General features: G+C 72.2%; 23 protein-coding genes and 2 pseudogenes. 13 read left to right on the top strand and 12 right to left on the bottom strand.

Annotated elements, in window-relative coordinates:
* Positions 1 to 190: 190 nt before the first annotated feature.
* Positions 191 to 1,213, bottom strand: a complete 1,023-nt coding sequence (locus tag OG552_RS19105; RefSeq protein WP_329134500.1) for a DUF4331 family protein — start codon at positions 1,211 to 1,213, stop codon at positions 191 to 193.
* Between the two features lie 242 nt (positions 1,214 to 1,455).
* Between OG552_RS19105 and OG552_RS19100 the strand changes: the two genes are divergently transcribed.
* From OG552_RS19100 to OG552_RS19085, 4 genes are all read left to right on the top strand, one after another.
* Positions 1,456 to 2,373 carry a LysR family transcriptional regulator gene (locus OG552_RS19100; protein WP_329134498.1) on the top strand — a complete coding sequence of 306 codons (918 nt, stop codon included), beginning with the start codon at positions 1,456 to 1,458 and terminating at the stop codon, positions 2,371 to 2,373.
* A 267-nt stretch (positions 2,374 to 2,640) separates the two neighbouring features.
* Positions 2,641 to 3,057 carry a VOC family protein gene (locus tag OG552_RS19095; protein ID WP_329134496.1) on the top strand — a complete coding sequence of 139 codons (417 nt, stop codon included), beginning with the start codon at positions 2,641 to 2,643 and terminating at the stop codon, positions 3,055 to 3,057.
* A gap of 126 nt (positions 3,058 to 3,183) precedes the next feature.
* Entirely contained in the window at positions 3,184 to 5,670 is a 2,487-nt protein-coding gene (locus tag OG552_RS19090; RefSeq protein WP_329134494.1) for an excinuclease ABC subunit UvrA, read from the top strand.
* 511 nt (positions 5,671 to 6,181) lie between these two features.
* A complete protein-coding gene (locus tag OG552_RS19085) occupies positions 6,182 to 6,901 on the top strand; it encodes a LysM peptidoglycan-binding domain-containing protein (protein WP_329134491.1) in 720 nt (239 codons plus the stop codon).
* A gap of 86 nt (positions 6,902 to 6,987) precedes the next feature.
* Here OG552_RS19085 and OG552_RS19080 read toward each other — a convergent pair whose 3' ends face one another.
* Positions 6,988 to 8,034 (bottom strand): cytochrome P450, encoded by a 1,047-nt coding sequence (locus OG552_RS19080; RefSeq protein ID WP_329134489.1) that lies wholly within the window; start codon positions 8,032 to 8,034, stop codon positions 6,988 to 6,990.
* Positions 8,035 to 8,115: 81 nt separating this feature from the next.
* Complete coding sequence (locus tag OG552_RS36450; RefSeq protein WP_443071177.1) at positions 8,116 to 8,193, bottom strand: tryptorubin family RiPP precursor; 78 nt, start codon at positions 8,191 to 8,193, stop codon at positions 8,116 to 8,118.
* A gap of 154 nt (positions 8,194 to 8,347) precedes the next feature.
* On the opposite strand from OG552_RS36450, the gene OG552_RS36445 reads away from it, so the two are divergent.
* A complete protein-coding gene (locus tag OG552_RS36445; protein ID WP_443070975.1) occupies positions 8,348 to 8,740 on the top strand; it encodes a putative leader peptide in 393 nt (130 codons plus the stop codon).
* 188 nt (positions 8,741 to 8,928) lie between these two features.
* Positions 8,929 to 9,936 (top strand): PLP-dependent cysteine synthase family protein, encoded by a 1,008-nt coding sequence (locus OG552_RS19075; protein ID WP_329134488.1) that lies wholly within the window; start codon positions 8,929 to 8,931, stop codon positions 9,934 to 9,936.
* Between the two features lie 70 nt (positions 9,937 to 10,006).
* On the opposite strand, the gene OG552_RS19070 is transcribed toward OG552_RS19075, so the two are convergent.
* From OG552_RS19070 to OG552_RS19045, 6 genes are all read right to left on the bottom strand, one after another.
* The gene (locus OG552_RS19070) at positions 10,007 to 10,366 is read right to left on the bottom strand and encodes a hypothetical protein (protein ID WP_329134486.1); all 360 of its coding nucleotides are present in this window, start codon (positions 10,364 to 10,366) and stop codon (positions 10,007 to 10,009) included.
* Positions 10,367 to 10,503: 137 nt separating this feature from the next.
* Positions 10,504 to 12,669, bottom strand: coding sequence for a B12-binding domain-containing radical SAM protein (locus OG552_RS19065; protein ID WP_329134484.1), 2,166 nt, complete (start codon positions 12,667 to 12,669; stop codon positions 10,504 to 10,506).
* On the bottom strand, positions 12,666 to 14,306 hold the full coding sequence (locus OG552_RS19060; protein ID WP_329134482.1) for an MFS transporter: 1,641 nt from the start codon (positions 14,304 to 14,306) through the stop codon (positions 12,666 to 12,668). The genes OG552_RS19065 and OG552_RS19060 overlap by 4 nt, the downstream gene beginning before the upstream one ends.
* A gap of 198 nt (positions 14,307 to 14,504) precedes the next feature.
* Positions 14,505 to 15,131: a flavoprotein gene (locus OG552_RS19055; RefSeq protein ID WP_329134480.1), complete on the bottom strand. Its 627-nt coding sequence runs from the start codon at positions 15,129 to 15,131 to the stop codon at positions 14,505 to 14,507.
* The gene (locus OG552_RS19050) at positions 15,128 to 16,528 is read right to left on the bottom strand and encodes a radical SAM protein (RefSeq protein ID WP_329134478.1); all 1,401 of its coding nucleotides are present in this window, start codon (positions 16,526 to 16,528) and stop codon (positions 15,128 to 15,130) included. The genes OG552_RS19055 and OG552_RS19050 overlap by 4 nt, the downstream gene beginning before the upstream one ends.
* A gap of 204 nt (positions 16,529 to 16,732) precedes the next feature.
* On the bottom strand, positions 16,733 to 16,930 hold the full coding sequence (locus tag OG552_RS19045; RefSeq protein WP_329134476.1) for an aroma-sacti cluster domain-containing protein: 198 nt from the start codon (positions 16,928 to 16,930) through the stop codon (positions 16,733 to 16,735).
* Between the two features lie 87 nt (positions 16,931 to 17,017).
* Between OG552_RS19045 and OG552_RS36440 the strand changes: the two are divergent.
* From OG552_RS36440 to OG552_RS19020, 6 genes and pseudogenes are all read left to right on the top strand, one after another.
* Positions 17,018 to 17,398: pseudogene (locus OG552_RS36440) on the top strand (helix-turn-helix domain-containing protein); the annotation flags it as partial.
* A gap of 6 nt (positions 17,399 to 17,404) precedes the next feature.
* Entirely contained in the window at positions 17,405 to 17,833 is a 429-nt protein-coding gene (locus OG552_RS19040) for an aroma-sacti cluster domain-containing protein (protein ID WP_329134474.1), read from the top strand.
* On the top strand, positions 17,830 to 21,141 hold the full coding sequence (locus tag OG552_RS19035; RefSeq protein ID WP_329134472.1) for an AAA family ATPase: 3,312 nt from the start codon (positions 17,830 to 17,832) through the stop codon (positions 21,139 to 21,141). Before OG552_RS19040 ends, OG552_RS19035 begins: the two co-directional genes overlap by 4 nt.
* Positions 21,138 to 22,016 carry a S8 family serine peptidase gene (locus OG552_RS19030; RefSeq protein ID WP_329134470.1) on the top strand — a complete coding sequence of 293 codons (879 nt, stop codon included), beginning with the start codon at positions 21,138 to 21,140 and terminating at the stop codon, positions 22,014 to 22,016. Before OG552_RS19035 ends, OG552_RS19030 begins: the two co-directional genes overlap by 4 nt.
* A complete protein-coding gene (locus OG552_RS19025; RefSeq protein WP_329134468.1) occupies positions 22,000 to 22,554 on the top strand; it encodes a GAF domain-containing protein in 555 nt (184 codons plus the stop codon). The genes OG552_RS19030 and OG552_RS19025 overlap by 17 nt, the downstream gene beginning before the upstream one ends.
* A complete protein-coding gene (locus OG552_RS19020) occupies positions 22,547 to 23,551 on the top strand; it encodes a hypothetical protein (RefSeq protein WP_329134466.1) in 1,005 nt (334 codons plus the stop codon). Before OG552_RS19025 ends, OG552_RS19020 begins: the two co-directional genes overlap by 8 nt.
* Before the next feature lie 7 nt (positions 23,552 to 23,558).
* Here OG552_RS19020 and OG552_RS19015 read toward each other — a convergent pair whose 3' ends face one another.
* The 3 genes and pseudogenes from OG552_RS19015 to OG552_RS19005 all read right to left on the bottom strand — a co-directional run bounded on the left by OG552_RS19015 (position 23,559) and on the right by OG552_RS19005 (position 25,706).
* Positions 23,559 to 24,380: an SAM-dependent methyltransferase gene (locus OG552_RS19015; protein ID WP_329134464.1), complete on the bottom strand. Its 822-nt coding sequence runs from the start codon at positions 24,378 to 24,380 to the stop codon at positions 23,559 to 23,561.
* 214 nt (positions 24,381 to 24,594) lie between these two features.
* Positions 24,595 to 24,837, bottom strand: a pseudogene (locus OG552_RS19010) (DUF397 domain-containing protein); the annotation flags it as partial.
* Positions 24,834 to 25,706: a helix-turn-helix domain-containing protein gene (locus OG552_RS19005; RefSeq protein WP_329134460.1), complete on the bottom strand. Its 873-nt coding sequence runs from the start codon at positions 25,704 to 25,706 to the stop codon at positions 24,834 to 24,836. The gene OG552_RS19005 and the pseudogene OG552_RS19010, both read right to left, overlap by 4 nt.
* Positions 25,707 to 25,999: 293 nt before the next feature.
* Between OG552_RS19005 and OG552_RS19000 the strand changes: the two genes are divergently transcribed.
* The gene (locus OG552_RS19000; RefSeq protein ID WP_329134459.1) at positions 26,000 to 26,443 is read left to right on the top strand and encodes an ATP-binding protein; all 444 of its coding nucleotides are present in this window, start codon (positions 26,000 to 26,002) and stop codon (positions 26,441 to 26,443) included.
* Positions 26,444 to 26,471: the final 28 nt, after the last annotated feature.

The raw sequence follows: 26,471 nt of genomic DNA, 5'->3' as shown, positions 1-26,471 counted from the left end.
TCAGGCCAACTCCCCACCGGAGTCGGCCCAGTAGACCACCGCCCGCCCGGCCCGGTGCGGCCGGGTCCGCCCCGCCGGGGACCTCACCCGCGGGCGGGGCAGAGCCGCCCGGGACCTCGCCCCGCGTGCCGCCCCAGGCGCGGGGGACACGCCCCTGCTTCCCTGCGGCGGCACGCGGGGCGGGAGACGGTCAGGCCGGTACGACGTAGGGGAAGCTGCCGGTCCGCTGCCGCTCGGCGACGGCAGGGGTGAGCCCGGCGGGCACCGCCGTGTTGGTCACCAGGGAGAGCATCGCCTCGGGCGCGTTGTCGGCGTGGGTACGGCCGTTACGGGTGGCGAAGCCGAAGGAGGCGGGGGTGCCGACCACATAGGGCAGCACGTCGGGGAAGAGCTGCCGGCTCACGGTCTGCCCGTAGCCCTGGGGGTCGGCCGAGGTGCCGGTGGCCGCGACGACCGCTGCGACCTGGTCGGCGATCAGGCCGCCGGCGGCGGCCAGGTCCTCGGACGGGTGCCGGGTGTTCGCCGGGTTGGAGAAGTCGGTGTCGCCGGGCCAGAAGATCGGCCACATCATCGGGTGCCCGGCGCGGTTGATCTGCCGCCAGCCGCCTGCGTCGGTGGCCAGCTTGGTCGCGGCCCACACTCCGATACGGGCGCCGGGCCGCAACTGCGCGTGCGCGTACGGGACTTCGAGCACGATCGTTTCGACGGAGGTGCCGGCGAAGCTGTTCTGCGCTTCCTTCGGACGCCAGGAGGACAGGTCCACCGCGGACCCCTTCGCCACCGCGCCGTTGATGATGGCGAGCAGGGACAGGTCGATGTAGAACGGGTCCGCGATGCGCCCGGCCCAGACGCGGGTGCCGGCCGCCTCCGCGGCCTCACCGGTGCGGCCTTCCAGCACGAGCTCGCCTTCGGCGGAGTCCTCGCGCGCCCGCTCGCCGGTCAGGGTGTGCAGGCGCAGGGCCTGGCGGCCGTCCGCGTCGGCCTCGCCGAAGGAGAACCGGTAGGTCAGGCTCTCGTACTCGGCGCCGTCGAAGTGCACCTTGAACTCGTAGCGGGCCTCGTGGTGGAAGCCGGGCTCGGCGTAGACACCGGTGATGTTGGAGTTGACGTCCATGACGAACACCGTGCTGCTCTCGCCCGGGAAGACGTAGAGGTCGTCGAGGTACAGCTGGCCGTTCTGGGCCGCCAGGGGGGTGTCGAGGTGGTGAGACATGGAGGGTCCGTTCGTGTCGCGGTCTCGGTTTTCAGGGTTTGTCGAGCTGGTCGCCCGGGTCCCCGGCGACCGGCCGGCTGCGGCGGGCATCCACGGCTCCCACTCTGCCTCACCTGCCGTCGAATTGCGCGATATGCCGGAAATGGCCGTGGGGTGTCCGGGTGCCGGCCGCAGCACCATCCTTGTCAGCGGGGCGGGGTCGCGGTACCTCCCAATCACTGATGCCGTCATAATCACCGGTTATGGACGGGGCACTTCTCGACTTGGGCAGCCTGCGGCTGCTGACCCTGGTGGCCGAGCTCGGCAGTCTCGGGCAGGCCGCCGAGCGGATGGGCATCAGCCAGCCGGCCGCGAGCAAACGCCTGGACACGCTCGAACGGCGGCTGGGGCTGTCGCTGGCCGAACGGGGCAGCCGCGGTTCCGCGCTGACCACCGAGGGCCGGGCGGTGTGCCAGTGGGCGGGGCAGGTGCTGGCCGAAGCGGATGCGCTGATGGTGGGGGTGGCCGCGTTGCGCGGCGACCGCGACAAGGACCTGCCGCTGGCCTCCAGCATGACGCTGGCCGAGCATTTCGTGCCGCGCTGGATCGGCGCGCTGCAGCAGCGGGCGCCGGAGGTCTGCGTCAGCCTCAAGGTGACCAATTCCGAGCAGGTCGCGGCGCTGGCCGCGGGGGGCCGGATCAGCCTGGGGTTCATCGAGACGCCGGTCGTGCCGGCCGGGCTGAGTTCCCGGCAGGTGGGTGAGGACCGGCTGGTCGTGGTCGTGGCGCCGCAGCACCCGTGGGCGCGGCGGCGCAAGCCGGTGGAGCTGGCCGAGCTGGCCGCGACCCGGCTGATCGTCCGCGAGCCGGGGTCGGGCACGCGCGAGACGCTGGACCGTCTCCTGGCCGGGGCGGACGCCCCGCCGGCCCGGCCGCTGATGGTGCTGGACGCGAACGCGGCCATACGCAGCGCGGTGGCCGCGGGCGCCGGCCCGGCCGTGCTCAGCGCGGTGACGATGCGGGCGGATCTCGCCGGGGGGCGCGTCGTGGAGGTCCCGGTGACGGGCGCGGACCTGCACCGGCGGCTGCGCGCGGTGTGGGCCAGGGGCCACCGGCTGACCGGTGCGGCCGAGGAACTCCTCCGGATCGCGGTACGCGCGGGGCGCGGCGCGGACGACTAGAGCGGCCGTCCGGCGCCTCACCTCCCCGGCCGAGCGCCACCCGCCCGGCGGAGCCGGCCATCGCTCACCGCACCTGCACGCGGGAGCCGACCGCAGGCCACCGGTTCCTCCGAACGAGCCGTCCGCGGGCGGTCACCGCACACCTCCGGACCGACCCGGCCGGTCACTCGAACGCCCGCGGACCGCGCCGACCGCGCTCGGTCGCCCGCCCCTCGGAGCCGAGCCGGCCGCAGGCAAAAGCTCTCCCCCGCCCGTAGCGTGACACGCATGGACATCAAACTCTCGCAGTGCTTCATCGCCGTCGACGACCACGACAAGGCGCTCGCCTTCTACCGCGACGTGCTGGGTCTTGAGGTGCGCAACGACGTCGGGTTCGAGGGGATGCGCTGGGTGACCGTCGGCTCCCCGTCGCAGCCCGACGTGGACATCGTCCTCGAACCGCCGGTGGCGAACCCGAACGCCTCGGCCGCCGACAAGGAGGCCATGGCGGAACTCCTGGCGAAGGGCCTGCTGCGCGGGGTCATCTTCAGGACCGACGACGTCGACGCCGCCTTCGAGCGGATCCGTGCCGCCGGCGGCGAGGTGCTGCAGGAGCCGATCGACCAGCCGTACGGCGTCCGCGACTGCGCCTTCCGCGACCCCTCCGGCAACATGCTGCGGTTCAACCAGCCCCGCAAGCAGTGACCTGAGGTCCCACGACAGAGGGGATTACCCTGTCAGCGGGCCCCCGCGCCGCGTCCGGCCCGGCGCGACGGGAGCCCCCGGCCGTACGCCGGCCCGCGGCGGCTGCCGCCCGACGACGGAGAGACGATGAGCGCCTCCACCAGCGCAGCCGCCGACACCGCTACCAGCGCAGCCACCGGCGCCGCTCCCACCACGCCTCGCACCACGCCGAGCACCGGCCCGCAGCCGCCCGCGCCGCACCGAGCCGACAGCCACGGAGCCGACAGCCACGATGTCATTCGCGTGCACGGCGCGCGCGTGAACAACCTCAAGGACATCAGCGTCGAGATCCCGAAGCGCCGGCTGACGGTCTTCACCGGCGTCTCCGGCTCGGGCAAGAGCTCCCTGGTGTTCGGCACGATCGCGGCGGAGTCGCAGCGGCTGATCAACGAGACGTACAGCGCCTTCGTACAGGGCTTCATGCCCGCCTCCGCGCGGCCCGAGGCCGACGTACTCGAAGGGCTCACGACCGCGATCGTCGTCGACCAGCAGCGGATGGGGGCCGACGCCCGCTCCACGGTCGGCACCGCCACCGACGCCAACGCGATGCTGCGCATCCTCTTCAGCCGGCTCGGGCAGCCGCACATCGGCCCGCCGAGCGCGTACGCCTTCAACGTCCCCTCGGTCCGGGCCAGCGGCGCGATGACCGTCGAGCGGGGCGCCAAGAAGGCGCAGAAGGTGACGTACAACCGGACCGGCGGGATGTGCGCGCGCTGCGAGGGCCGCGGCACCGTCTCCGACATCGACCTCGCCCAGCTCTACGACGACTCCAAGTCGCTCAACGAGGGCGCGATCACCGTGCCGGGCTACAAGGGCGGCGGCTGGAACTCGCGGCTCTACATCGAGTCGGGCTTCTACGACCCGGACAAGCCGGTCGGCCGGTTCAGCGAGAAGGAGTTGCACGACTTCCTGCATCACGAGCCGGTCCGGATGAAGATCGCGGGCATCAACATGACCTACGAGGGGCTGGTCCCCCGGGTCGAGAAGTCGATGCTGTCCAAGGACCGTGACTCCCTCCAGCCGCACGTACGGGAGTTCGTGGACAGGGCGGTCACCTTCACCACCTGCCCCGACTGCGGCGGGACCCGGCTCAGCGAGGCGGCCCGGTCGTCGCGCATCGCGAAGATCAGCATCGCCGACGCCTGCGCGATGCAGATCAGCGACCTGGCCGACTGGGTGCGCGGGCTCGACGAGCCCTCGGTGGCGCCGCTGCTCACCGCGCTGGGGGACACCCTCGACTCGTTCTCGGAGATCGGCCTCGGCTATCTCACACTCGACCGGCCGTCGGGCACGCTGTCGGGCGGCGAGGCGCAGCGCGTCAAGATGGTCCGCCACCTCGGCTCCTCGCTCACCGATGTCACCTATGTCTTCGACGAGCCCACCATCGGTCTGCACCCCCATGACATCCAGCGGATGAACGGCCTGCTGCTCCGGCTGCGGGACAAGGGGAACACCGTGCTCGTCGTGGAGCACAAGCCGGAGACGATCGCGATCGCCGACCACGTCGTGGACCTGGGTCCGGGCGCCGGCACGGAAGGCGGCAGCGTCTGCTTCGAGGGCACCGTCGAGGCGCTGCGGTCCGGCGGCACCCTCACCGGCCGCCACTTCGACGACCGGGCCGCGGTCAAGGAGAAGGTCCGCACCCCCACCGGCACGCTGGAGGTCCGCGGCGCGGCCACGCACAACCTGCGGGATGTCGACGTGGACATCCCGCTCGGGGTGCTGACCGTCGTGACCGGCGTGGCCGGCTCCGGCAAGAGCTCGCTGGTACGGGGGTCGGTGGTCAGCGACGCGGGGGCGGCCCGCGCGGGCGTGGTGGCGATCGACCAGAGCGCCATCCGCGGCTCGCGCCGGAGCAACCCGGCGACGTACACCGGGCTGCTCGAACCGGTCCGCAAGGCGTTCGCGAAGGCCAATGGTGTGAAGCCGGCGCTGTTCAGCGCGAACTCCGAGGGCGCCTGCCCCGGCTGCAACGGCGCCGGGGTCGTCTTCACCGACCTGGCGATGATGGCCGGCGTCGCCACCACCTGCGAGGAGTGCGAGGGCAAGCGCTTCGATGCGTCGGTGCTCGCCTACCGCCTCGGGGGCCGCGACATCAGCGAGGTGCTCGCGATGCCGGTGACCGAGGCCGAGGAGTTCTTCGGCACGGGTGCGGCCCGTACGCCCGCCGCGCACGCCGTCCTCGGCCGGCTCGCCGACGTGGGGCTCGGCTATCTCAGCCTCGGCCAGCCGCTCACCACGCTCTCCGGCGGCGAGCGGCAGCGGCTGAAGCTGGCCACGCATATGGCGGAGAAGGGCGGCGTCTACGTCCTCGACGAGCCGACCGCCGGCCTCCACCTCGCCGATGTCGAGCAGCTGCTCGGCCTGCTCGACCGGCTCGTGGACTCCGGCACGTCGGTCATCGTCGTCGAGCACCACCAGGCGGTGATGGCGCACGCCGACTGGATCATCGACCTCGGCCCCGGCGCCGGGCACGACGGCGGCCGGATCGTCTTCGAGGGCACCCCGGCCGACCTGGTCGCGGCCCGCTCCACGCTCACCGGCGAACACCTCGCGGCGTACGTCGGCGCCTGACCGCCGCCTCGCCGTTCCGCCAGGCCCCGGGTCCGCCGCCCGGGGCCTCTTGCTGTCCGGATCACCGGCCGGATCACCGGCCGGATCACCGGCCGGATTCATCGCGGAACTTATGTCCTTTTTATAACCATTGAGACTGAATGATATTGAATGCAGCCTTTGCTCGAATATGGGTGCCGCCGCATAAGCCACCCCCGCCCGCACCGCCGCCGGAAAGCACATCGCTCCGCGGGGTTTTCCGGGCCGTCCGGAGTGATGCGCGGCATAGGACGTACATCACCTACGAAGCCGGGTAGTGCCGTATCGGCCCGCTCGGCCGCCTATTTCCAGGGCCATGGCGCGGCCCGCCGCAAAGGCTTCTACTAAGCGGCTTAGCACAAAGGGCAATTGTCCAGCCGTTTTCCTGCTGCTAACAATGTGCTCGCCGCAGCACACCGCTAAACGAAATGCGGGTCGGATGGAGAAGGGGGACCGGCGACTGCGCTCACGTAATCCTTGGAAAGGCCGAACCATGCCCAAGCATGCCTTCAACCGTTCGATCGGAGCGCGTCTGCTCTCCACCCGTGGCGCCGTCGTCGTCGGCACCTTCGCCGCCCTGACCTGCGCGGCGGTGACCGGAACCGCCCACGCCGCCAGCGCTCCGCCGGCCGCACCGGCCACCTCGGGAACGACGCCGCACGCCGGCAAGACCACGTACACCGTCAAGCCCGGCGACACCCTGATAGGCATCGCCAGGTCCCAGAAAGTGGCGGCCGGCTGGAAGGCCATCGCAGCGGCCAACAAGATTTCCAGCCCGTACATCATTCACCCCCGCCAGGTCCTGACGCTGCCGTCGGCCACCCACGCGACGGCCACCGCGACCGCTGCCAAGGTCTCGGTGACCACGGCCGCCGCCACCACCCCCGCGTACACCGACGACCTCGACGGGTGGATCAAGCACTCGCTGGCGATCATGGCGCAGAACGGGATCCCCGGAAGCTACGACGGCATCTACCGCAACACCATGCGGGAGTCGTCCGGCAACCCGAACGCCATCAACCTGTGGGACTCCAACGCCGCCGCCGGCCACCCCTCCATCGGCCTGCTGCAGGTCATCCAGCCGACGTTCACCGCGTACCACGTGCCGGGCACCTCGACGAACATCTACGACCCGGTCGCCAACATCACCGCCGCGTGCAACTACGCGTACCACGTGTACGGCTCGATCGACAACGTCAACGGCCCCTACTAAGCCGTCTGATCAGGAGGTTCCCCGCGCCGCGGCCCGGCGCGGGGAACCCCCTTTTCCCGGGGTTCCGGCGCCCGGGCACCTCGCCGTCAGGGACGCACCATCCGGACTTCGGAGACTTCGAGCAGGCCGTCGAGTTCGACCCTCGCCCGGGTCTGGTCCGGGCTGACGACCAGGCCGTCACGGCGGACGATGTCCAGCAGGCGTTCGGCGAGGGGCAGGACCATGTGGCGGCCCCAGCAGCGCTCACTGGCCGGCCCGAACGGGAGATATCCGGGGTGCCGGTCGCCGTCCAGTCCGTCCCAGCGCTCGGGAAGGAACTCCCCTGGCTCGTCCCAGAGTCCGGGGTCGCGGTGGCTCAGCAGCGGGAGCAGCAGAATGTCGTCCCCTGGGCCGATCCGTTCGTCCACCGCCGGGAATTCCGGGGACGCCACCCGCAGAATGTTCCAGGACGGCGGAAGCAGCCGCAGCGCCTCCAGGATGATGTTCCGGTTCGGTACGCCGTCGCCGAAAGGGGCCCCGAGCCAGAGGGCGTTGGTGACGAGCGCGGAAACGGTGAAACAGACCGGCGCCGCCACCCGCCGGTAAAGGTACATGGCATAGCGGCGGTCGGCATACGACGTCGAATCGAGCACCAGTGAGGCCAGTTTCGACAGCGGCGCGTCATTGCGGGGCTTTCCCAGAAAAGCCGCTCCGGAGGCGACCGCCGACCAGGTGATCTTCGGGGTCAGCTCCAGCCGCCGGTCGACCAGCACACGGAAGCGGAGGCTTTCGTCGCCGAACACGAGGTCGCGCAGGTAGGTGTGCGCGGCGTGCGGCCACCGGCCGGTCAGGTCGACCGCGGCGTCCTGGGGGCGTTGCAGCGCGGCCCGCACGTCAGAACCCACCGCCTGCATATAGGTGGAGGCGTCGGCGCGGCTGACGAGCCGCCCCTGCACGGGCTTGAAGGTGGGCCGCTCGGCCGCGTTCGCCGGCCTGCACGCGAGCAGACGGTCCATCAGATCGGGTCCGGCCACGCCGATCGTGTCGGGCTCCAGACGGAACAGGTGCGAACCGAGATGGCGGCTGAGCAGCTCTTCGATTCTCGGGGCGAACTCCACGGGCCGGGTGCGACCGCCGGCGCGTTGCTGGGGCATACGCGGACTCCAGGGTTGGGCACCCGCGCGGGGCCGGTGGGTTCCCGGCCCCGCGCGAGTCCGAGAGGGAGAAAGCCGGACTTACACCCAGCCGTACCAGGCGTACGCCTTCAGGCTCTTCTCCGGGCGGAACCTGTTGACCAACCGAACGAGCTTCATGGATACCTCCACATCGACGGAACGGGAGAATTCAGGATCTCGAAGGGCGGTGTGCACAAGAACCGGACAGGATCACCGGATCCCATTGCGGCCACCGTGACGAGTGAAGCCCTGTGGTGCTGACGGTGTCAAGGGGGCCCATGGCGCCGCACAAATGCGGGCCGTCGCGCCTCGGATGGCGGATTTTCCACCTCCCGGCAAACCCCGCCGGGAGCGGGAGCGGCTCACCCGGCGGCCGGCCCCACCGGTGGTCGCGGCCGGCCGCCGGTGCTCGCGGCGGGACGCCGTCGCCGGGCCGGCCGGTGGCCGAAGTCGGCTCTCCCGCACCGGTGTTCGCGCTGGTAGATTGCGGGCGTCGCCCGAGGCGGGTGATGTCCCCGCGCCGAAAAGGACCGCGCCGCTGATGCCGTACCGGCCGACCGCGGCCGGGGCCACTGCCCCGGCTCCCGTTGCCGTCACACGCTGCGCGCCCTTGTCCGCCCCGCGTTTCGCGGCCCGCCGGCACATCGATCTGCACCGCGTCTCCAGCGCCATCTGTCGCCCCTGACCGCTCGGCCGGCTGCCCGCTTCACGGTGGTGCCTGCCCGCGTACGGGCCGTTGTCCGCGCCGGCCGCCGCCCGTGCCCCGGCGCTTCCCCCTTCCCCCGCTTTTCCGAAGGCACCGCCGACCAAAGCGCCCTGGCACGCCGGGGGCAGCCCGCGCCGGCGGCACCGTCCGACGCAAGGAGCACCGCAGTGGACGTCCGCGCATCCCTCGCCGACGTGGTCGGCAACACCCCGCTGGTGCGGCTCAACCGCGTCACCGGCACCGCACCCGCACCGGTCTACGGGAAACTGGAGTACGTCAACCCCGGTGGCAGCGTGAAGGACCGCATCGCGCTGACGATGGTCGAAGCGGCCGAGCAGGCCGGGCTGCTGCTGCCCGGCGGCACCATCGTCGAAGGCACCTCGGGCAACACCGGGGTCGGCCTGGCCATGATCGCCGCCCAGCGCGGCTACCGGTGCGTTTTCGCCATCCCGGCGAAGAGCAGCGCGGAGAAGATCGCCGTACTGCGTGCCTACGGCGCCGAGGTGATCGTCTGCCCGACCGATGTGCCGCGCGAGCACCCGGACCATGTGCACTCCGTTGCCGCGCGGACCGCCGCCGAGACACCGGGTGGCTGGCTGGCCGACCAGTACGACAACCCGGCCAATCCGCAGGCGCATTACCGCACCACCGGACCGGAGATCTGGCGGCAGACCGACGGACGGATCACCCACCTGGTGTGCGGCATCGGCACCGGCGGCACGATCACCGGGACCGGTGAATACCTCAAGGAGGTCAGCGGCGGCCGGGTGACGGTGGTCGGCGCCGACCCGGAGGCGTCGGTCTACTCCGGGGGCGACGGGAGCCCGTACGCGGTGGAGAGCATCGGGCGCTTCCGCCACCCGGAGACGGTGGACGACACCTGGCCGCGGTCCTACCACCCGGCGGTCGTCGACCGGTTCGAGCGGATCAGCGACCGCGACTCCCTGCTGACCGCCCGGCGCCTGGCCCGCGAGGAGGGGCTGCTGGTGGGCGGCTCGGCCGGCACCGCGGTGGCCGCCGCGCTGCGGGTGGCGGCCGGACTCGGCCCGGACGACCTCGTCGTCGTCCTGCTGCCGGACTCCGGCCGCAACTACCTCTCCAAGGTCTTCGACGACGACTGGCTGCGCAGCCTCGGTTTCCTGGACGGAGACGGCTCCCCCGCCGAAGCGGGGTGACCGGCTCTCCTGGCGCCGGACGGCGGCGGCGCGGGCGCCGACGAGGTGACGAAGACCGCCGTGCCCCGGGTTACTGGGCGGCGGGGGCCGGGGCGGGGGCGGGGTCCGCCGTGGCGGCGGCGTCCGCGGTGGCGTCCGCGCCGGCCTCGGCGTTGAGGTCGGCGAGGAATTCCTCGCCGAGGACGTCGCGGGCCGCGTCCAGGTCGTCGAGGTCGACCTCGCCGTATTCGGCGGCGTGGCCGTCCAGGGCGAGGAGGATGCGCTCGACGGGGACGTGGGAGCCGTTGAGGCGCTGCTCGGCGTAGACGGCTATGCCGAGCTTGAGGAAGAGCTTCGCGGCGTGGCGGTTCTCGGCGTACTCCTGGACCGCGTCCTCGCCCGCTTCGAAGCCCTTCGCGGTGATCTCGGCAATCTTCGTGAAGAAGCTCATTGCTGCTCTCCTGAACATGCTGGCGGGGGCGCCACCGCTCCCCGTTCGCGGTGACCTTATGGCACGGGCGGGCGCACCCCGTCGCGAGGCCACCATTTCTGATGGTCCGTCAACTCACCCTGGACGGCGTCGGAGCGTCAGATACGGGCCTGCGAGGTCACCATGAGCCGCAGGGCCCGGCCGAGCGGGCTGTCGGCGGAGAAGTCCACACCCGGCGGAAGCTGCACGATGTCGCCGTGGGCCAGTACCAGGACCGCGCAGGAGCCGGGGCCGGCCGATCCGGCGCCTTCCAGCCACGCGTCGTACGCCGACGCCGTGGTCGCCAGGCGCTGCCTGCTTCTCCGCCCCACCTCGGTCATCAGGTCGTCGACGCCGGTCAGCCCGTCGAAGGAGTCGAACCGCAGGTTGAGGACCGGTTCCTCGACCAGGCGGACGCGCGGCGGCTCGTTCGGAGCCGCCTCCGGCAGCAACTCCCGTCCGTAGCGGGCGTAGTACAGCAGGCTGTGCGCCGAGTCGATGCCACCGACGAAGGGCCGGTCGAAGCTGACCCGGCGGGTGCTCGCGATGTACTCCTGCGGAATACGCGGATCGGCCGCCTCGGGCCAGCAGTCCTCCTGCGTCCCCGCCTTCCGCCACGGCAGGTACCGTTTGATGTCGTCCGAGGCCGACGGCGCGAGCAGTTCGATGCCGAACCGGTCCGGGTCCTTGGCGACGATGGAGCCCGGCGTCAGGTTGAACACCCCGATCCCGGCGGTCGTCCAGAGCTTCTCGTGGTCCTGCAAGAACTCGTAGGTGGCCAGCGCCTCCGTCTCGGACTCGGTGGGGAATCCGGTGAACCCCATCATCTGGGCGGCGATGCCGTTGCGCGCCAACTCGGTCAGCACGCCGGGGACGTTGGCGATCTGCACGCCCTTGTCGATGAGGTCGAGGATCCGCTGGGCACCGGACTCGTAGCCGAAGGAGACCGCCACGCAGCCGGAGGCGGCCAGGAGTTCACCGACCGAGCGCTTGGGGAAGGTGCGCTCCAGGCGGAGTTCGGCGGACCACCGCACCTCCATCGGCGACGCGGCGAGCGCGGCGGCCAGCGTCCGCAGATAGCGGGGGGACATCGCGTCCACCGCGAAGTACACGGTGCGGCCGAAGCGGGTCGCCTCGCGCAGATCCTCCAGCACCGCGGCCACCGGGCGTTCGCGCGACGGCGAGGTGGGCCGGTCGGTGTTGAGGCCGTAGTCGCAGAAGGTGCACTTGTTCCAGTAGCAGCCGCGGGTGGGGCTGTAGAGGATCACCGGCTCGGGCGACCAGTACCGGTCCCACTCCCAGACGTCGTAGGCCGGCCCGGCGAGCGTGGCGACACTGCCGTAGGCGATCAGCGGGTCGGGCCGGGTGCGGGTCATCACCCCGCCGATACGGTCGAAGTCCGTGCCGTCGCGGATCGCGTCGAGGATCCCGATGAGCGCGGTCTCGCCCTCGCCGGGGACGATCAGGTCGGCGTCCTGGAAGACCTGCCAGACCCGGTCGCGGTCCTCGGTGTACTTCACCACGTCGCCGACCTCGGTCCCGCCGAAGACGATCACCGTGTCCGGCAGCGCCTCCCGGATCAGCCGGGCCATCCGCAGCGCGACGGGAAGCTGGCTGGTGTAGTTGACGGACAGGCCGACCAGGCCCCAGGGCCGTTCGCGCAGCCGGGCGCCGAACTCCTCGGCGAGGTAGCCCTCGAAGGGGCGCGCGACGGAGGCGACCACGTCGGGGTCGGACATGTCCGCGGTGCTGCAGAGGTTGACGGTGGACTTGGCGCGCATCGAGAAGCCGTCCAGGGCGCCGGGCGGCATCTCCAGTGCGATCAGGTCCCACCAGCGGGCCATCACCGCGACGGCCTGGGCGTAGGTCGGCGGGTGGTAGAAGAGGTCGGGGTCCTTGAAGACGGCGATGGCGTCACGTGCCGAGGTGGGGGTCAGTCCCTCGGCGGCCAGCGTCATCCGGTAGCGGATCTCGTCGTGCCGGGTGGGCGGGACGGGGCCGGCCTCGATCGCCGCGCGCAGCCGCCGGGCTCTGTCGATGGCGGCGCCGAACCTGTCGGGGCGCGAGAGGTGGGCGAAGGCGTCGAGATTGGCGTCCACGCAGGCGTACGTACCGTGTCCGGCGGCGCGCGCGGCACCCACCAGATAGGGGATCGAGTGGTACGGGGTGGTCGGGTCGGTCACGGGCGGGTTGACCAGCAGGTACGGGACATCACCGGTGCCTTGACCGCTGCGCGGGGCCGGGCTGTTGAGCCGCGACGGTTCCAGGGGAACGAACACACTCATGCCTGCGACTCCTGACTGCTGTCGTGCCACGGGTGGGTGGAGCGGAGGGCCTGCGTCCCGGGCGCCGGCCCGGAACGCGCCGAACGGACACCGGGGCCGGCCTCCGCTGCCTCCCCGCCGGCCCGGGGCGACCCCCCGGACAAACGCTTCGCAGCCGCATCGGCGGCAACCGGCACCGGGGGCGTGCCGGCGGCTGCCGGCGCCGCAGGTGCCTCCGGGGGGACGTCCGGGGCGGCGGGGCCGGCGGGCGCCGCGGTGTGCGGCGGGTCCGCGGCGGGAGCGGGGGGCGGAACGGGAGCGGGGGGCGGAGTGGCGGGGGCATCCGCGGCGGGCGGGGGAGGGTCGGCGTCCGGGGACGGGGACGTGGGGGGCGGGGCGTATTCGCCGCCCGCGTGGTAGCCGCGGAACGCCTTCTGGGTGAGCGCCGCCAGCACCGCGAAGGCGATGGCCGCGCCGGCCACCGGGAAGAAGGGCGCCGCGCCCAGATGGTGCACACCGAACCCCGCCACCGCCACCGAGATCGGGAACGTGCCCATCACGGCCAGCATCACCAGGCTCATCACCCGGCCGATGAGGGCCGGCGGTGACCACACCTGGAGCATCGTCACCGCGACGATGTTCTGCCACCCGCTGGCCGCGGCGTACAGGCACAGGCTCACCGCCGCGCCGACCAGCCCGCCGACGTACGGCGTCACGGCGAGCGCGATGCCCATCACGACGGCGAGCGCCGCGAAGAGCCGCGCGGGGGACTGCACGGTACGGCTGCGCGCGGCCAGCAGGGAGCCGCCGAGTCCGCCCAGGCTCAGACAGGTCAGCAGCACGCCGTACCCCGCGGCGCCCAGCCGCTCGTGGGCGAAGTCGGGCAGCGCGACCTCGATCGTGCCGCTGTAGGCGAGGTTGCAGATCAGAGCCACCACCAGGACGACGTGCAACAGCCGTCCCTTGCGCAGGAGTTGGGCGAAGGAGGGGCCGGGGGACCCGGTGCCGGCACCTTCCGCAGGCCCGGCGTCCACCGCGCCGTCCGGGTCGGGCCGCGACCGCATCCGGAAGAGCGCGGCGGCCGACACCGCGAAGGACGCGGCATCGACGGCGAGCGCAGGCCAGGCCCCGAAGGACGCCACCAGGGCACCGCCCGCGGCGGGTCCGAGCAGCCCGCCGAACTGGTTCACCATCGTGGACAGCGCGTTGCCGCGCCCGAGGTCGTCCTTCGCCAGCAGCGCGGGCAGCACCGTGTACGAGGAAGGGATGAACATGCCGGCCCCCGCGCCCAGGACCACGGCAATGGGGGCGAGTTGGGCGAGTGTCGGGGTGCCGGTGGAGGCGAGTACCGCCAGCGCACCGACGGCCACCGCCCGTACCGCGTCGGCCACGAGCATCACGCGCCGCCCGCCGAACCGGTCGGCCACCATGCCGCCGAGCGGGATGGTGACCACCCGCGGAATGCCGTAACACGCGAGGACCGTGCCGAGCAGGACCGTGCCGCCGTGCCCGGAGAGGATCAGCCAGGGCAGGGCCACGGCGTAGCAGTAGTCGCCGAGCGTGGACGCGATCTGACCGGTGAGCAGCAGCCGGAAACCGCGCACCGCCAACGGCCCGCTGACGAACGCCGTACGTAACCTGCCTGCGGCTGCGGCCACTTCTCCTCCTAGGAAACCGGCTTCTCCTCGGAAGCCGGCGGGGCGGGGCGGGGCGGGTGGGTCGGTGCGGACGGTCCCGGAGGACCCGGAGGACCCGGAAGACCCGGAAGACACGAAGGACCCGGAAGGCCCGGAAGACACGAAGGACGCGGAGGTCCCGAAGGACTGGACGCGCCGGCGGCCCGTACGGGTCCGGGGTCACGCGGCCGGCGGCACCTCGGGGCCGAGAGGCAGCCGGCAGAACTCCCCCACCATCGCGGCGACCGTCGGCGGCGGCGGAAGCCCGCAGTTCTCCTGTACATCCTGGGTGGCGATCTGCCAGGCGGCGACCGGCACCGGCTCGGCCACCACATGACCGTCCGCGCGCAACTGCGCCACATTGCGGCGTACCGGCGGACGTTCCCACATCCGCCGGTTCATGCTGGGGAAGAAGAGCACCGGGCGCTCATGGGCGAGCAGCGCGGAGCTGAGCAGTCCGGAGGCCAGTCCGTGGGCCGCCTGGCCGAGCATGTTGGCGGTGGCGGGCAGCACCACGAACCGGTCGGCCCAGACCGCCAGGGAGACATGGCCCGCGGTCAGCTCGTCCTGCCCGTCGCAGTACACCTGCTCGCACACCAGCCGTACGGTCGGGGCCGGCAGCAGGGCCGCCGCCGAGCGGGTCATGACGACGCGGATGTCGGCGTCAAGGCCGGAACGGAGCGCCAGCAGATACTGCGGGAGCGCCAGCACATTGCCCGAACCGCACACCCCGATCAGCACCCGGGGCCGGACCGCGCGGCCTGCCTGCCCCGCCACAGGGGCGCCGGCGGCCGGACGGGCCGTCACCGGGCACCGGCGGCCTCGCCGGCCGCGGGCTGCAGACCGCTGCCGGCGGCCACCATGTCCAGCCGGTCCTGGACGTTGAACTTGTAGCTGGGGCACGGTGGATGGCCCTCGTGCCACGCCTTGGGGCAGGACCCGCCGCAGGTGGGCAGGAAGACGCAGCCGGTGCACCAGCTGCGGCCCCGCTCGATGTCGTCGTTCCACCCGTCGAAGAGCCCCACCGGGCGCCCGGTCGCGGTGCCCGCGGCGTCGAGGTGGACCAGGGCGAGGTTCCGTTCGGCCTCGGGGACCAGCGGGTGCTCGCTGCAGGAGAAGATGTTGCCGGTGCTGCTGATGATCTCCGCCGAGGTCGTGGTCGCCGGGCAGACCACCGTCTTGGCGGTGCTGGGCAGCAGCCGGACGCCCAGCCCGTGCTGGAGCAGCAGCCGCAGCCACTGTGTCTCGCGGTCGGCGAAGTTCTGCTTGGACACCTCGATGGCGGATACATCATTGCCCCACGAGTGCACCGGCAGGATCGAGAAGGAGACATTGGGCCGGGCGAATCCGAGCTCCGCCATGAGTTCGATGTAGCGGGGTACGGAATCCTGGTTGTGGGTATCCACGTTCGTGCGGAACACGAATTGGGCGCCGCGCAGTTCGGGGACGTCGAGTGCCGCCCGTACGGTATTGACGATCTTCCAGAAGGAGCCGCGGCCGTTCTTCAGCGGCCGGTGCGCGTCGTGCATCTCGGGCGGTCCGTCGACGGTGATCTCGAAATGGTTCACCCCACAGACGCGGATGAGGGTGTCCAGCTTCTGTTCGGTGAGCAATGATCCATTCGTGACCAGCACCGAGGAATAGCCGACGCCCCGTTCGGCCGCGGCGGCGACGAACTGCGGGGCCAGGTCGCGGATGACCGGGTAGCCGACCATCGGCTCGGCGCCGAACCAGTCCAGCCGCAGGGTCCGGGTGGTCGGGGCGGCGATGGCCCGCAGCACGCGGTCACGGACCTGGCTGCGGTGGTCGCGGGTCAGGCCGCCGCGGGTGTGTTCCTGGCCGCAGTAGGAGCAGCCCATGTTGCAGTACGAGGTCGGCAGCAGGGCGATCTGGACCGCGGAACGGTCGCGTGACGCGGCCCGGTTGCGGTCGAGGACGGCGGGCAGCTCGCGTTCGCCGGCCGGGACGAGCACCTCGGCGCCGCGCAGCACCGCCCGCCACGGGGGTGTCACCCTGGCCGCGTCGCCGGCCTCCAGGGCCTGCGCGGTGGCCAGGTCGAGCACCAGCAGCTTCGCGGTCCTGGTGCTGTAGGCAAGCCGCACGCGTATGCCGCTGTCGTCGGCGTAGGTGCGGTCGCTCAGCACCAGATAGCGGCTCACCTGCTCCGTCGCGGGATCCGTCACACGGTCCATCACGGTGTCCATCGGGGGTCCCTCCAGCCTCGCGGAGCCGCTTTCCGGCCCGGCAGTGAGCGAAGTGAGCACGGTCGGCGGCCGGCGCGTAGGGCAGGCGCGGGCCGCGCCGGCGGGTGTCCGGTCCCGGCCCGGCGGGGGACCGCCGGGCCGGGTTCCGGTGCGCCGTGCCTCCCCCGGCCGGGGCGGGGAGGCGTTCGGTGTCGGTCGCTCAGGTCAGCAGACGACGTTCGTGTTCGAGTCCGCGACCTGGCCCTCGACCGCGGCCGCCACGGCGTTGAGCCGGGTCTGGATCGAGCCGAGGACGGAGACCTCGTCGGGGCTGAGGGCGGCGAAGACCTCGCGCTCGGAGTCCGAGAGCAGATCGACGGGGGTTCCGGCGCTGCGGAGTGCTTCCAGGGGCTCGTAGGACATGCCTGACTCCTTCGGGGAGGCGGTCACCGGGTTGGTGTACCGCAAGGCTGCGCCCCGGCCGGGAGACTCCACATCCCTCAATCGACTATGAATCGGCGATCAAGGAATCCGCGGGCCGCCCGGCCATCCTGGCGAAAGGATCCGGCCAGTGAAACGGCGTCGAAAAGCGGCAAACCGGGACAGCACATCACTCTCATCACACAGGTCAATCGGCCGCACAAGTTGCCTATTGTCGGGGACAGGTCACGCCGTTACCCTGACTCCGTGGGTGACGAATTACGCACACAGGTCCGCACTTCGAGCACGGCATTCGAGGTGGATGGTTTGACTGGACGTGAAATTCGGATCGCTTCCCTCGTAGCCTCTGGTGCGTCGAACCGCCGTATCGCAAAAGATCTCAGTATCAGTCCGCATACTGTCGCGGCGCACTTATGCAACATGCTCCGGAGAACGGGCGCCTCCAATCGCACGGAAATGATCGCGCGGCTCTACGCGCGCGGACTCCTGGTCCAGGGAATCTGGCCGCCGCTGCCCGCGGACGGACAGGCCCACCAGGAGCACACCGGGGCTCACGGGGGCCGTACCACGGCCCGCGAGCACCCGGTCGGATCAGCCGGAGCGGCGGGCCCCACCGGTCCCGCCGGCCCGGTCAGCCCGGTCGGTCCAGTCGGTCCAGTCGGTATCGACTGGCCGCACTACAAGAACGAGGTGCCGGTAGAGATGAGCTTCGATGCCTTGCAGGCCCTCCGCGAAGGCGGCCACCCGGTGGATCTGCTCGCCGGTGAACAGCGCACCGTCCTCGCAGAGTTGAGCGAGCTGGAAGTACAGGTGCTCAACTCGGTCAGGGTGCGCCTCGAAGCCGCCGCCGCCGAGGTGGAGGGTCAGGACCTCAAACTCCTGTGAGTACCGCGGGGCGGTGCGGGAGTTGCCGAACGGCGACACCGGAAGGCGCGCGTTTCTGTCCCGGCTGCGGTACGCCGCTCAGCGGCGGCGGGCCGGCCGCCGAGAGCAGGAGGATCGTCACCGCGGTCTTCGTGGACCTCGTCAGCTCCACCGTGCTCGCCGAGTCCCTCGACCCGGAGGCCCTGCGGCGCACGATGGACCAGTACTACGCGGCCTGCACCACCGCGGTCACCGAACGCGGCGGCGTCGTCGAGAAGTTCATCGGCGACGCGGTGATGGCCGTGTTCGGGGCGTTCGTCACCCATGAGGACGACGCCCTGCGGGCCGTACAGGCCGCGTGCGCGGTGCGCGACGCCCTGGCCGGGGTCAATGCCGGGCTGGAGCGGGCGGTCGGGGTACGGATCGACGTCCACTGCGGGATCGCCTCGGGCGAGGCCGTGGTCTCCACCGGCGCCGGCGGCGGCGCCCGCGTGGTGGGCGACGTCGTGCACACCGCGGCCCGCCTGCAGTCCCACGCCGGCCCGCACGAGATCCTCATCGGCGAGGAGACCGCGCGGCTTGCGGGCGGGTGGGTACGGACCGAGGCCGTCCCCCCGCTGCGGCTGAAGGGCAAGCGCGAACCGGTCGCCGCCCGGCGCGTCGTCGGACTGCTCGACGGCACCGGCCACGACGACGCGACCCCGCTGGTCGGCCGCGACGCCGAACTCGCCGTGCTCAGCGGGGCCTTCACCGCGGCCCGGCGCGAGCGCCGCTGCCGCCTGGTCACCGTGGCGGGCGCCGCGGGCATCGGCAAGTCACGTCTGGTCCGGGAGTTCCTCGGCACGGCGGTGGCCAGGCCCGCCGTCGTACTGCGCGGCACCTGCCAGCCCTACGGCGCCGGGGTGGCCCACCGCCCGCTGGCTGAGGCGGTCTGGTCGCTGCCCGGCGGGTGGGAGGAGGCGGTCGCCGCCCTGGAGTTCCACCCGAGCGCCGCCCGGGCGGTCACCGCCCTGGGAGTGGCGCTCGGGGTGCGGGCGGAGAACGGCCTGCCGGTGAGCATGGACGAGATCGGGTGGGCGTTCCGCTGTCTGCTGGAGGCACTCGGCCGGCGGGCTCCGGTCGTGCTGGTACTGGAGGACTTCCACTGGGCGGGGCCGACCCTGGTGGAGATGATCCGGGAGGCGGCCGAGGGGCTCTCCGACGCCGAGGTGCTTGTCGTATGCCTGTCCCGGCCGGAGGACACCGTGGGCGCGCCGCCGGCCGCGGACCCGTACACAGGCCCGTACACCGACCCGTTCACCGACCCGGCGACGGCCCTGTCCGCGGAACTGTCCGCCGAACCGTCCGGCGGCCGGTCCCAGGCCCCGGGCGCGGTCGCCGCCCTGCGGCTCGACCCGCTGACCCGCGAGCAGACGGCGGAACTCGTCGGCATGCTCAGCGACCGCTCCGAGGTCACCCCGCAGTGGGCCACCCTCACCGACGACCTCCTGGACTGGGTGGTCCAGGAGTGCGACGGCAACCCCCTGTTCGCCGAGCTGCTGCTGGAGGACCTCGCTGACACGAGGTCGTCCAGCCGGGGGCTGCCGACCACGATCCGGGTGCTGCTCACCGCCTGGCTGGACCGGCTGCCCGCCACCGACCGGGAGGTGCTGGAGCGGGCGGCCGGGGTGGGCGGGTCGTTCACCGTGGAGGACGTACGCGCGCTCACCGCCGACTCGCCGGCGCTCACCCCCGGAGCCCTGCACGACGCGATGGGGCGGCTGCTGGCCTCGCGGGCGATCCAGTCCACCGGCCGGCCCGGCGACTACCGGTTCACCCGCATGCTCGCCCGCGACACCCTCTACGAGATGACGTCCAAGGCCCGGCGTGCCGCCTGGCACACCGTGCTCGCCGACCGCATCGAGGCCGAGCACGGCGACCGTGCCGCCGGCACCGACCTCGCCCACCATCTGGAGTCGGCCTGGCGGCTGCTCACCGAAGTGCACAGGGGCGACCCCGCGCTGCCCGCGCTGACGGTCAGGGCCGCCCGGGCGCTGGTGGCCGAGGGCTACCTCGCCCTGCAGCGGCGCGACCTGCCGGCCGCGGTGGCGCTGATGGAGCGGGGCCGGACGCTCACCCCGGACGGCGACCGGGGACACCGGGTGCTCGCGGTACGTATCGTCGACGCCTACGAGGCGCTGGGCCAGTGGGACCGCGCCCAGGAGGCCGTCGCCGAGGCCGAGCGCCGCTGCGGCGGCGATCCGTCCACCGGGCGGCTGTGCGGCATCCTCCGGGAGACGGTCGCCCTGCGCTCGGGCGAGGCGGTGCGGCCGGCGCGGGCGAGCGGGGCACCGCACGGCGGCACGCAGCCGGCCGTCGCACGGGTCGGTCCCGAACAGCCGGACGACGCGGACGACTTGGCCTGGTGCCGGTTCCACCAGCTCTCCTCGCTGCGCAGTTTCACCGAGGGCCGGCTCGGCGCGGCGGAGGCCGCGGTACGCGACGCGCTCGACCGCGCCCACGGACTCGGCGACACCTACGAGGAGAACCGGCTGCTGGCGTCGCTGTGCGAACTCACCCAGTGGTCCCCCACGCCGCTCGGCCGGGCCATCACCTTGTGCGCGGAGCTGGCCGGGCGGTTCGACGCCGACCGCTCGCTGCTGGTGCCGATCCTGCTCACCCGCGCACGTCACCTGGCGCTCTCCGGCCGCCTGACCGAGGCCCGCGAGGATGTCGCCGAGGCCAGGCGGCACTCCGCCGACCTCGGCCTGGTGCTGGGCGGCATCGCCGCCGACCAGACCGCCGGCCTGGTGGAGTCGCTGTGCGGGGCCTACGCGGTGGCGGCGAGCCAGTACGCGCGGGCCGCCGCCCGGCTCGGCGGACTCGGGCAGACGACCACGGCCGCCACGCTGTGGGTGTACGCCACCCGCGAGCGGTTCCGCGCCGGGGACGAGGGGTACGAGGCCGGGCTGCGCGAAACGGCGGACACGGCGCTGGAGACCCACGCGCTCGCGGTCCGCCATGCCCTCCTGGCCCACGTGGCCGCCCGCGCCGGCGACACCGGCGGCGTGCTGGCGGCGGTGGACCGGGCCGCCGCGGTGCTGGAGCGCACCGACGACCCGTGCCTGACCGGCGACGTCTGGTTCGAGGCCGCCCGCGCACTGCACACCGCGGGGGTCACGGCAGCCGCACGGCGTGCCGCCCAGCGGGCGCTGGAGGCGCTGACGGCCAAGGAGGCGGCGCTGCCGGCCGACGCGGTCCGCACCTGGCTCGCCGCGACCGCCCCCGGCACAGGGGCGGCGCAGCCCGCCGGCCCGGCCGGCATGTCCGACCGAGAGGAGCCCCGATGACCGCTCCGCCCTGGAGACGGCCGACGAAGAAGCACACCCCGGGCATTCCGGCCTGGGGGGCGGCGACCAGCACGCAGGCGATGGAGGAGTTCGCCGCGATCCCGATGACCGGGGTCTCCCCGGACTGGGCGTGGGGCGGCTCGGACGGCGCGGGGGTACGGGTGTGCGTGGTCGACAGCGGGGTGCAGGCGGGCCACCCGCTGGTCGGCGACGTCGACACGTCGGTCACCACCGTGACGAACGACGGCGGGGGCGTGGACGTCGTCGCCTGCGACGCCGAGGACCGGGCCGGGCACGGCACCGCCTGCGCCGGGATCGTCCGTTCGCTGGCCCCCGCGGCGTCGGTGTCGTCCGTCCAGGTGCTCACCGACGGCAAGTCGGGCAGTGGCGAGGCGCTGATCGCGGGGCTGACCTGGGCGATCGACCAGGGCTTCGACGTCATCAACCTGAGCCTTGCCACCACCCGCCCCGCCCTGTCGGCGCAGCTGCACGACCTCGCGGACCGGGCGTACTTCCGCCGCTGCACGCTGGTGGTCTCCGCGCACAACCGGCCCATCCCCAGCTTCCCCTGGTCGTTCTCCTCGGTGATCTCGGTGGCCAGCCACGACGAGGACGACCCGATGGCGTACTACTACAACCCGGCGCCGCCCGTGGAGTTCCACGCCCGCGGTGTCCGGGTCCCCGTCGCGTGGCCCGGCGGCGGCACGATCCGCTCCACCGGCAACAGCTTCGCCGCACCGCACATCTCGGGCCTGTGCGCGCTGGTGCTGGCAAAGCACCCCTGGCTCACGCCGTTCCAACTGAAAACGGTCCTGTTCCTGTGCGCCGGCAATGTCTCCGGCCGATTAGGAGGTCCTCATGACTCTGTCCGGTGAGAGGACGGCGTCCACCGAGCGACGCCTGTTGCAGTCCATCGTGCGGGTGGCCCGGCATGCCTTCGGGGCCGCCGCCTCCTCCATCTTCCTGGTCGATCCCGACACCCGGGAGCTGGTCTTCGTCGCGGTCTCCGGGGAGGGCGACGACCAGCTCGTCGGGTCCCGTTTCCCGGCCGGGACCGGCATCGCCGGCTGGGTGGCCACCTCGGGCCAGTCGATGCTCATCGACGACCTGCGCGAGTCCGAGCACTTCTCCGGCCAGGCGGCCGCGTCCACCGGCTATGTGCCCAACAGCATCATGGCCGCACCCCTGTTCAGCGACGACGCGTGCATCGGCGTGCTGGAGGTGCTGGACCGCGGCTCCGACGGCGTACGGGAGATGACGGACGTCGAACTACTCGACCTGCTCGCCGACCAGGCCGCCATCGGCCTGGAACTGCTCACCCGGCTGCGTTCGGTGGCACCCGACCAGCGCTCCGACAAGGCCCTGCGGCTGCTGGAGATGGCGGAGTCGCTGCTGGAGAACGCCCGTGGCTGAACGCTGCGTGCTCCTGCTGACCCGGCGCGGTGACCGGGAGGCCGCCGAACTGGACTCCCTGCTGCGCCGGGTCGGGGTGCCGGTCCGCCGGCTCGACGCGGACGGCCTGGAGTGCGTCGAGGCCACCTGCGAGCCCGACGGCACGCTGACGGTGAACGGCCGTCCGTTCACCCCCACGGTCACCTGGCTGCGCCACTTCTCCATGCGGGCCGCGCCGAACAGCCGGCCGGCCGACGGGCACATGCTGTACCAGGACTCCTGGGCGGCGCTGGCCGACCAGCTGTCCCTCATCTCGGCGACCACCATCGGGGGCACCGACCCCGGCCAGCTCCGGCAGCGGGCGCAGGCGGCGGCGCTCGGGGTGCGCATCCCGCGCGGGCTGGTCACCACGGATCCGGCGGCAGCCGCGGAGCGGCTCCCCGGCCGGCGGTACGTCGTCAAGGTGCTCGACCGGCACTTCGTGGAGCCCGAGCCCGGGCGGTTCGCCTGGTTCCTGCCGCAGGTCCTGGAGGAGCCGCAGCTCGACGGGGCGCTCGGGCTGCCCCCCGGGACACCGGTGGTGCTCCAGGAGTACGTGGACCACGAGGCGGAGTTCCGGGTCTACCTGATCGGCAGTGACGTGCTCGCCTTCGAGGTGGTCAAGGAGGATCCGCGCGACATCTGGGACCGCGCGGACCGGGTGCGGATACGGCCCGCCGCCGCGCCGCCCGCGGTGACCGAGGCCGTACGCGCCCTGGCCCGCGTCTGGGAACTGCGGTACGGGGCCTTCGACTTCCTGGTCTCCCGGGGGGAGGCGGTGTTCCTGGAGATGAACGCGCACGGCGACTGGGACTGGTTCGAGCGCAAGTCGGGCGTCGACGTGGTGACCCGCGCCGCGGCGCGCACGGTACGGGACCTGCACTGGGCGGCCGTCGGCCGGCCCGGCCCGCCACGGATCGACCTCCTGGCCTTCCTCGGGGCGGGCTCGTCCCCGGCCGCCCGCGCGGCCGGGACCTGAGCGCGGGCTACGGCTTGATACCCACCCCGGACCAGAGACTGACCGTGGCGTCCGAGAGGTTCTCGTCGACGTCGCCCTCGGCGGCGTCCGGGCGCCAGCGGTGCCCGACGACTATGCCGGGTTCGAGCAGGTCGAGACCGTCGAAGAAGCGCGCGACCTCGGCCTTGGGACGGAACCTGACCGGCGTTCCGCCGCTGGTGTAGATCTGCGTGACCTTCGCCCAGGTGGCCGGGTCGAAGTCGGGGGTGCAGTGGCTGATGGCCAGCGCGCTGCCCGAGGGCAGGGCGTCCATCAGGCGGCCGACGAGCCCGTAGGGGTCCTGGGAGTCGGTGATGAAGTGCAGGAGCGCGTTCAGCGAGAGGGCGACCGGCTTCGTGAGGTCGAGGACTTCCGCGAGTTCCGGGGCGTTCAGCAGCACATCGGGCTCGTTGGCGTCGGCCTCGATGTAGGTGGTGCGGCCCTCGCGGGTGCTGCGCATCAGGGTCTCGGCGTACTTCAGCACCAGGGGGTCGTTGTCGGCATAGACGACCCGGGCCTCGGGGACGACCGCCTGCGCGACCTGGTGCAGGTTGGGCTCGGTGGGGATGCCGGTGCCGATGTCGAGCCACTGCCGGATGCCGTGCTCCCGGGCGAGTACACGGGTGGCCCGGTGCATGAACGCGCGGTTCTCCCGGGCGCACACGAAGATCCCCGGATAGGCCACCGCCACCTGCTCGGCTGCCTTCTTGTCGACGTCGAAGTGGTCCTTGCCGCCGAGGTAGTAGTCGTACATGCGGGCCGAGTGCGGTTTGCTGGTGTCGATGTCCCGTGCGGCGTGGGAGCCGGTCATCGCGTCCCTCCAGTCGTGTGCGTGGATCGTGCTGGGAGCTGCTCGTGGTGCGTGCGGCCGTCTGCCCCGGGGTGCGGCGGCCGGTGGTGCGCGGAGCCGGTCGCGGTGCGCGGAGCCGGCCGGCTCAACTGATACTCCGGTTGGCTCTGACCGTCTGCGCCGCTTGCGGATGCGCCCCGCGGTCCGCCGGTCTTGTGCCGGCCGGCTGGTGCTCCGTCATGTGGTCGGCGAGGCCGTTCTTGACTCCCGTCACGAAGGCCCCCATTTCTTCCGGCGTGTAGATCAGCGCGGGCCCGGCCGGATCCGTCGACTGCCGTACCGCGACCCGGCCGTCGGCCAGCCGCTTCATCTCCACGCACTGCCCGCCGCTGGTCCCGCTCCACGGGCGTTCCCACCCCGTCTCGCCGAGATCGGCGGCGGGCATCCCGTTGTAGACAAGACCGTCGTTGATCGTCATGTGTACTCCTTTCGCATGCGGCTCAGAAGCGTTTTGCTGTCACTTGACGAGGTCAGGAGAGACATCCGGTTGTGCGCTTCGAGGTGCGCGACCACGTCGGGCCGCTGGTCGAGGTAGATCGACCCCGACAGCAGCTCGGTGTAGACGACGTCGGGCAACTCGGGTGCGTCGAAACGGAAGTAGGTGAAAGGCGCGAAGGCGCCCACATGGGCGCCCGCGGTGAACGGCACGATGTCGATGGTGATGTTGGGCCGTTCCGAGGCTTCGAGCAGCCGGTCGATCTGCTCCCGCATCACCTCGGGGCCGCCGATGAGCTTGTGCAGCACGGCTTCTTCCATCACCACCCACAGGGTCGGCGCGTCCGCCCGGTCCAGCAGGCCCTGGCGGCGCAGCCGCAGCTCCACCCGGCGTTCGAGTTCCCGCGCGCTGTCGTTGGGGAACCCGGCGCTCAGGATGCCGCGGGCGTAGGCGTGCGTCTGGAGCAGTCCGGTGACGTAGTGGGGTTCGTAGGTACGCAGCGTCCTGGCGTCGCTCTCCAGGCTCACGTAGGCGGTGAACCAGCCCGGCAGCACGTCGCGGTACCGGTGCCACCAGCCGGGCTCGTTGGCCTGCTCGGCCATGCCGGTGAACTCGTCGATCTCCTGCTGGTCGGCCCCGTAGGTCTCCAGGAGCTTCTCGACGTAGAGGACCTTGAGGCCGACTTCCGCCTTCTCCATCCGGCGGATCGTCAGGGGCGTGACGCGCAGGGCCTTCGCCGCGTCCTCCAGCGACACCCCGGCGCCTTCCCGCAGGTCCCGCAGCCGCCGGCCGAGGATCATGCGGAGCACGGTGGGAGCGCTGGTACCGCCGGTGGGACGGGCTTCGCTCACGACCTGCCTCCTGAGGGTCCGTCACCAGGCCAGCTCTGTGCGCGAACTGACGGTCAGTGACAGGAAGATGCGTACGAGATGAAATTATCAGAGAGATGGTTGCGGCATGAAGAGGGCAGCGAGCATAGTGTCAGCGTGATAGATCCCGTCGGTAACACCTGTGGTCTCCCTCACCGTTCACCACAGCGCTCTTCTGGTTCGGCCCGACCCGGGAGCAGGCCGCTCATCACGCGCCCCGCCTGTTCCGAACTCCCCACGCCCAGCGCGCCCGTCCGCTGACGGAAGGCGAAACCGTGCCTCTTACCGCGTCCTACTCCTCCCCCCAACTCCTCAGCGGCGCAGTGCGCGAGAGAGTCCGCTGGCTCGAACTCCCCGCCAGACGGGCCAGCGTGGGCGCGGCCCGTGCCGCGACGCAGGAGTTGCTGTGCGCGTGGGGGGTGCCGGAGGAGGTCCGTGAGGACGCGGTCCTCGTGCTGTCCGAGCTCGCGACCAACGCGGTGCGGCACACCGCCAGTGCGGACTTCCTGTGCTGTGTGGGGCTCACCGCCGAGTCCCTGGTCCACCTCGAAGTGCACGACCACGACACCGCGATGCACAACCTGGTCCCCCGCGCCCCGGGACTGGACGACGAAGGCGGCCGCGGTCTGTTACTCGTCCAGTACATGGCCGACCGCTGGGGCGTCGAGCGCTCCGCCTTCACCGGCGGCAACGCGGTCTGGGCCCGCTTCAGAGGCTGAAGGCGGGCCCCTCGCGGAGGCACGGTCC

The organism is Streptomyces sp. NBC_01476 (genome assembly GCF_036227265.1).
GTDB lineage: Bacteria > Actinomycetota > Actinomycetes > Streptomycetales > Streptomycetaceae > Actinacidiphila.
The sequence above is the reverse complement of the archived record's forward strand: the minus strand, read 5'-3'. Positions and strand labels throughout refer to the sequence as shown.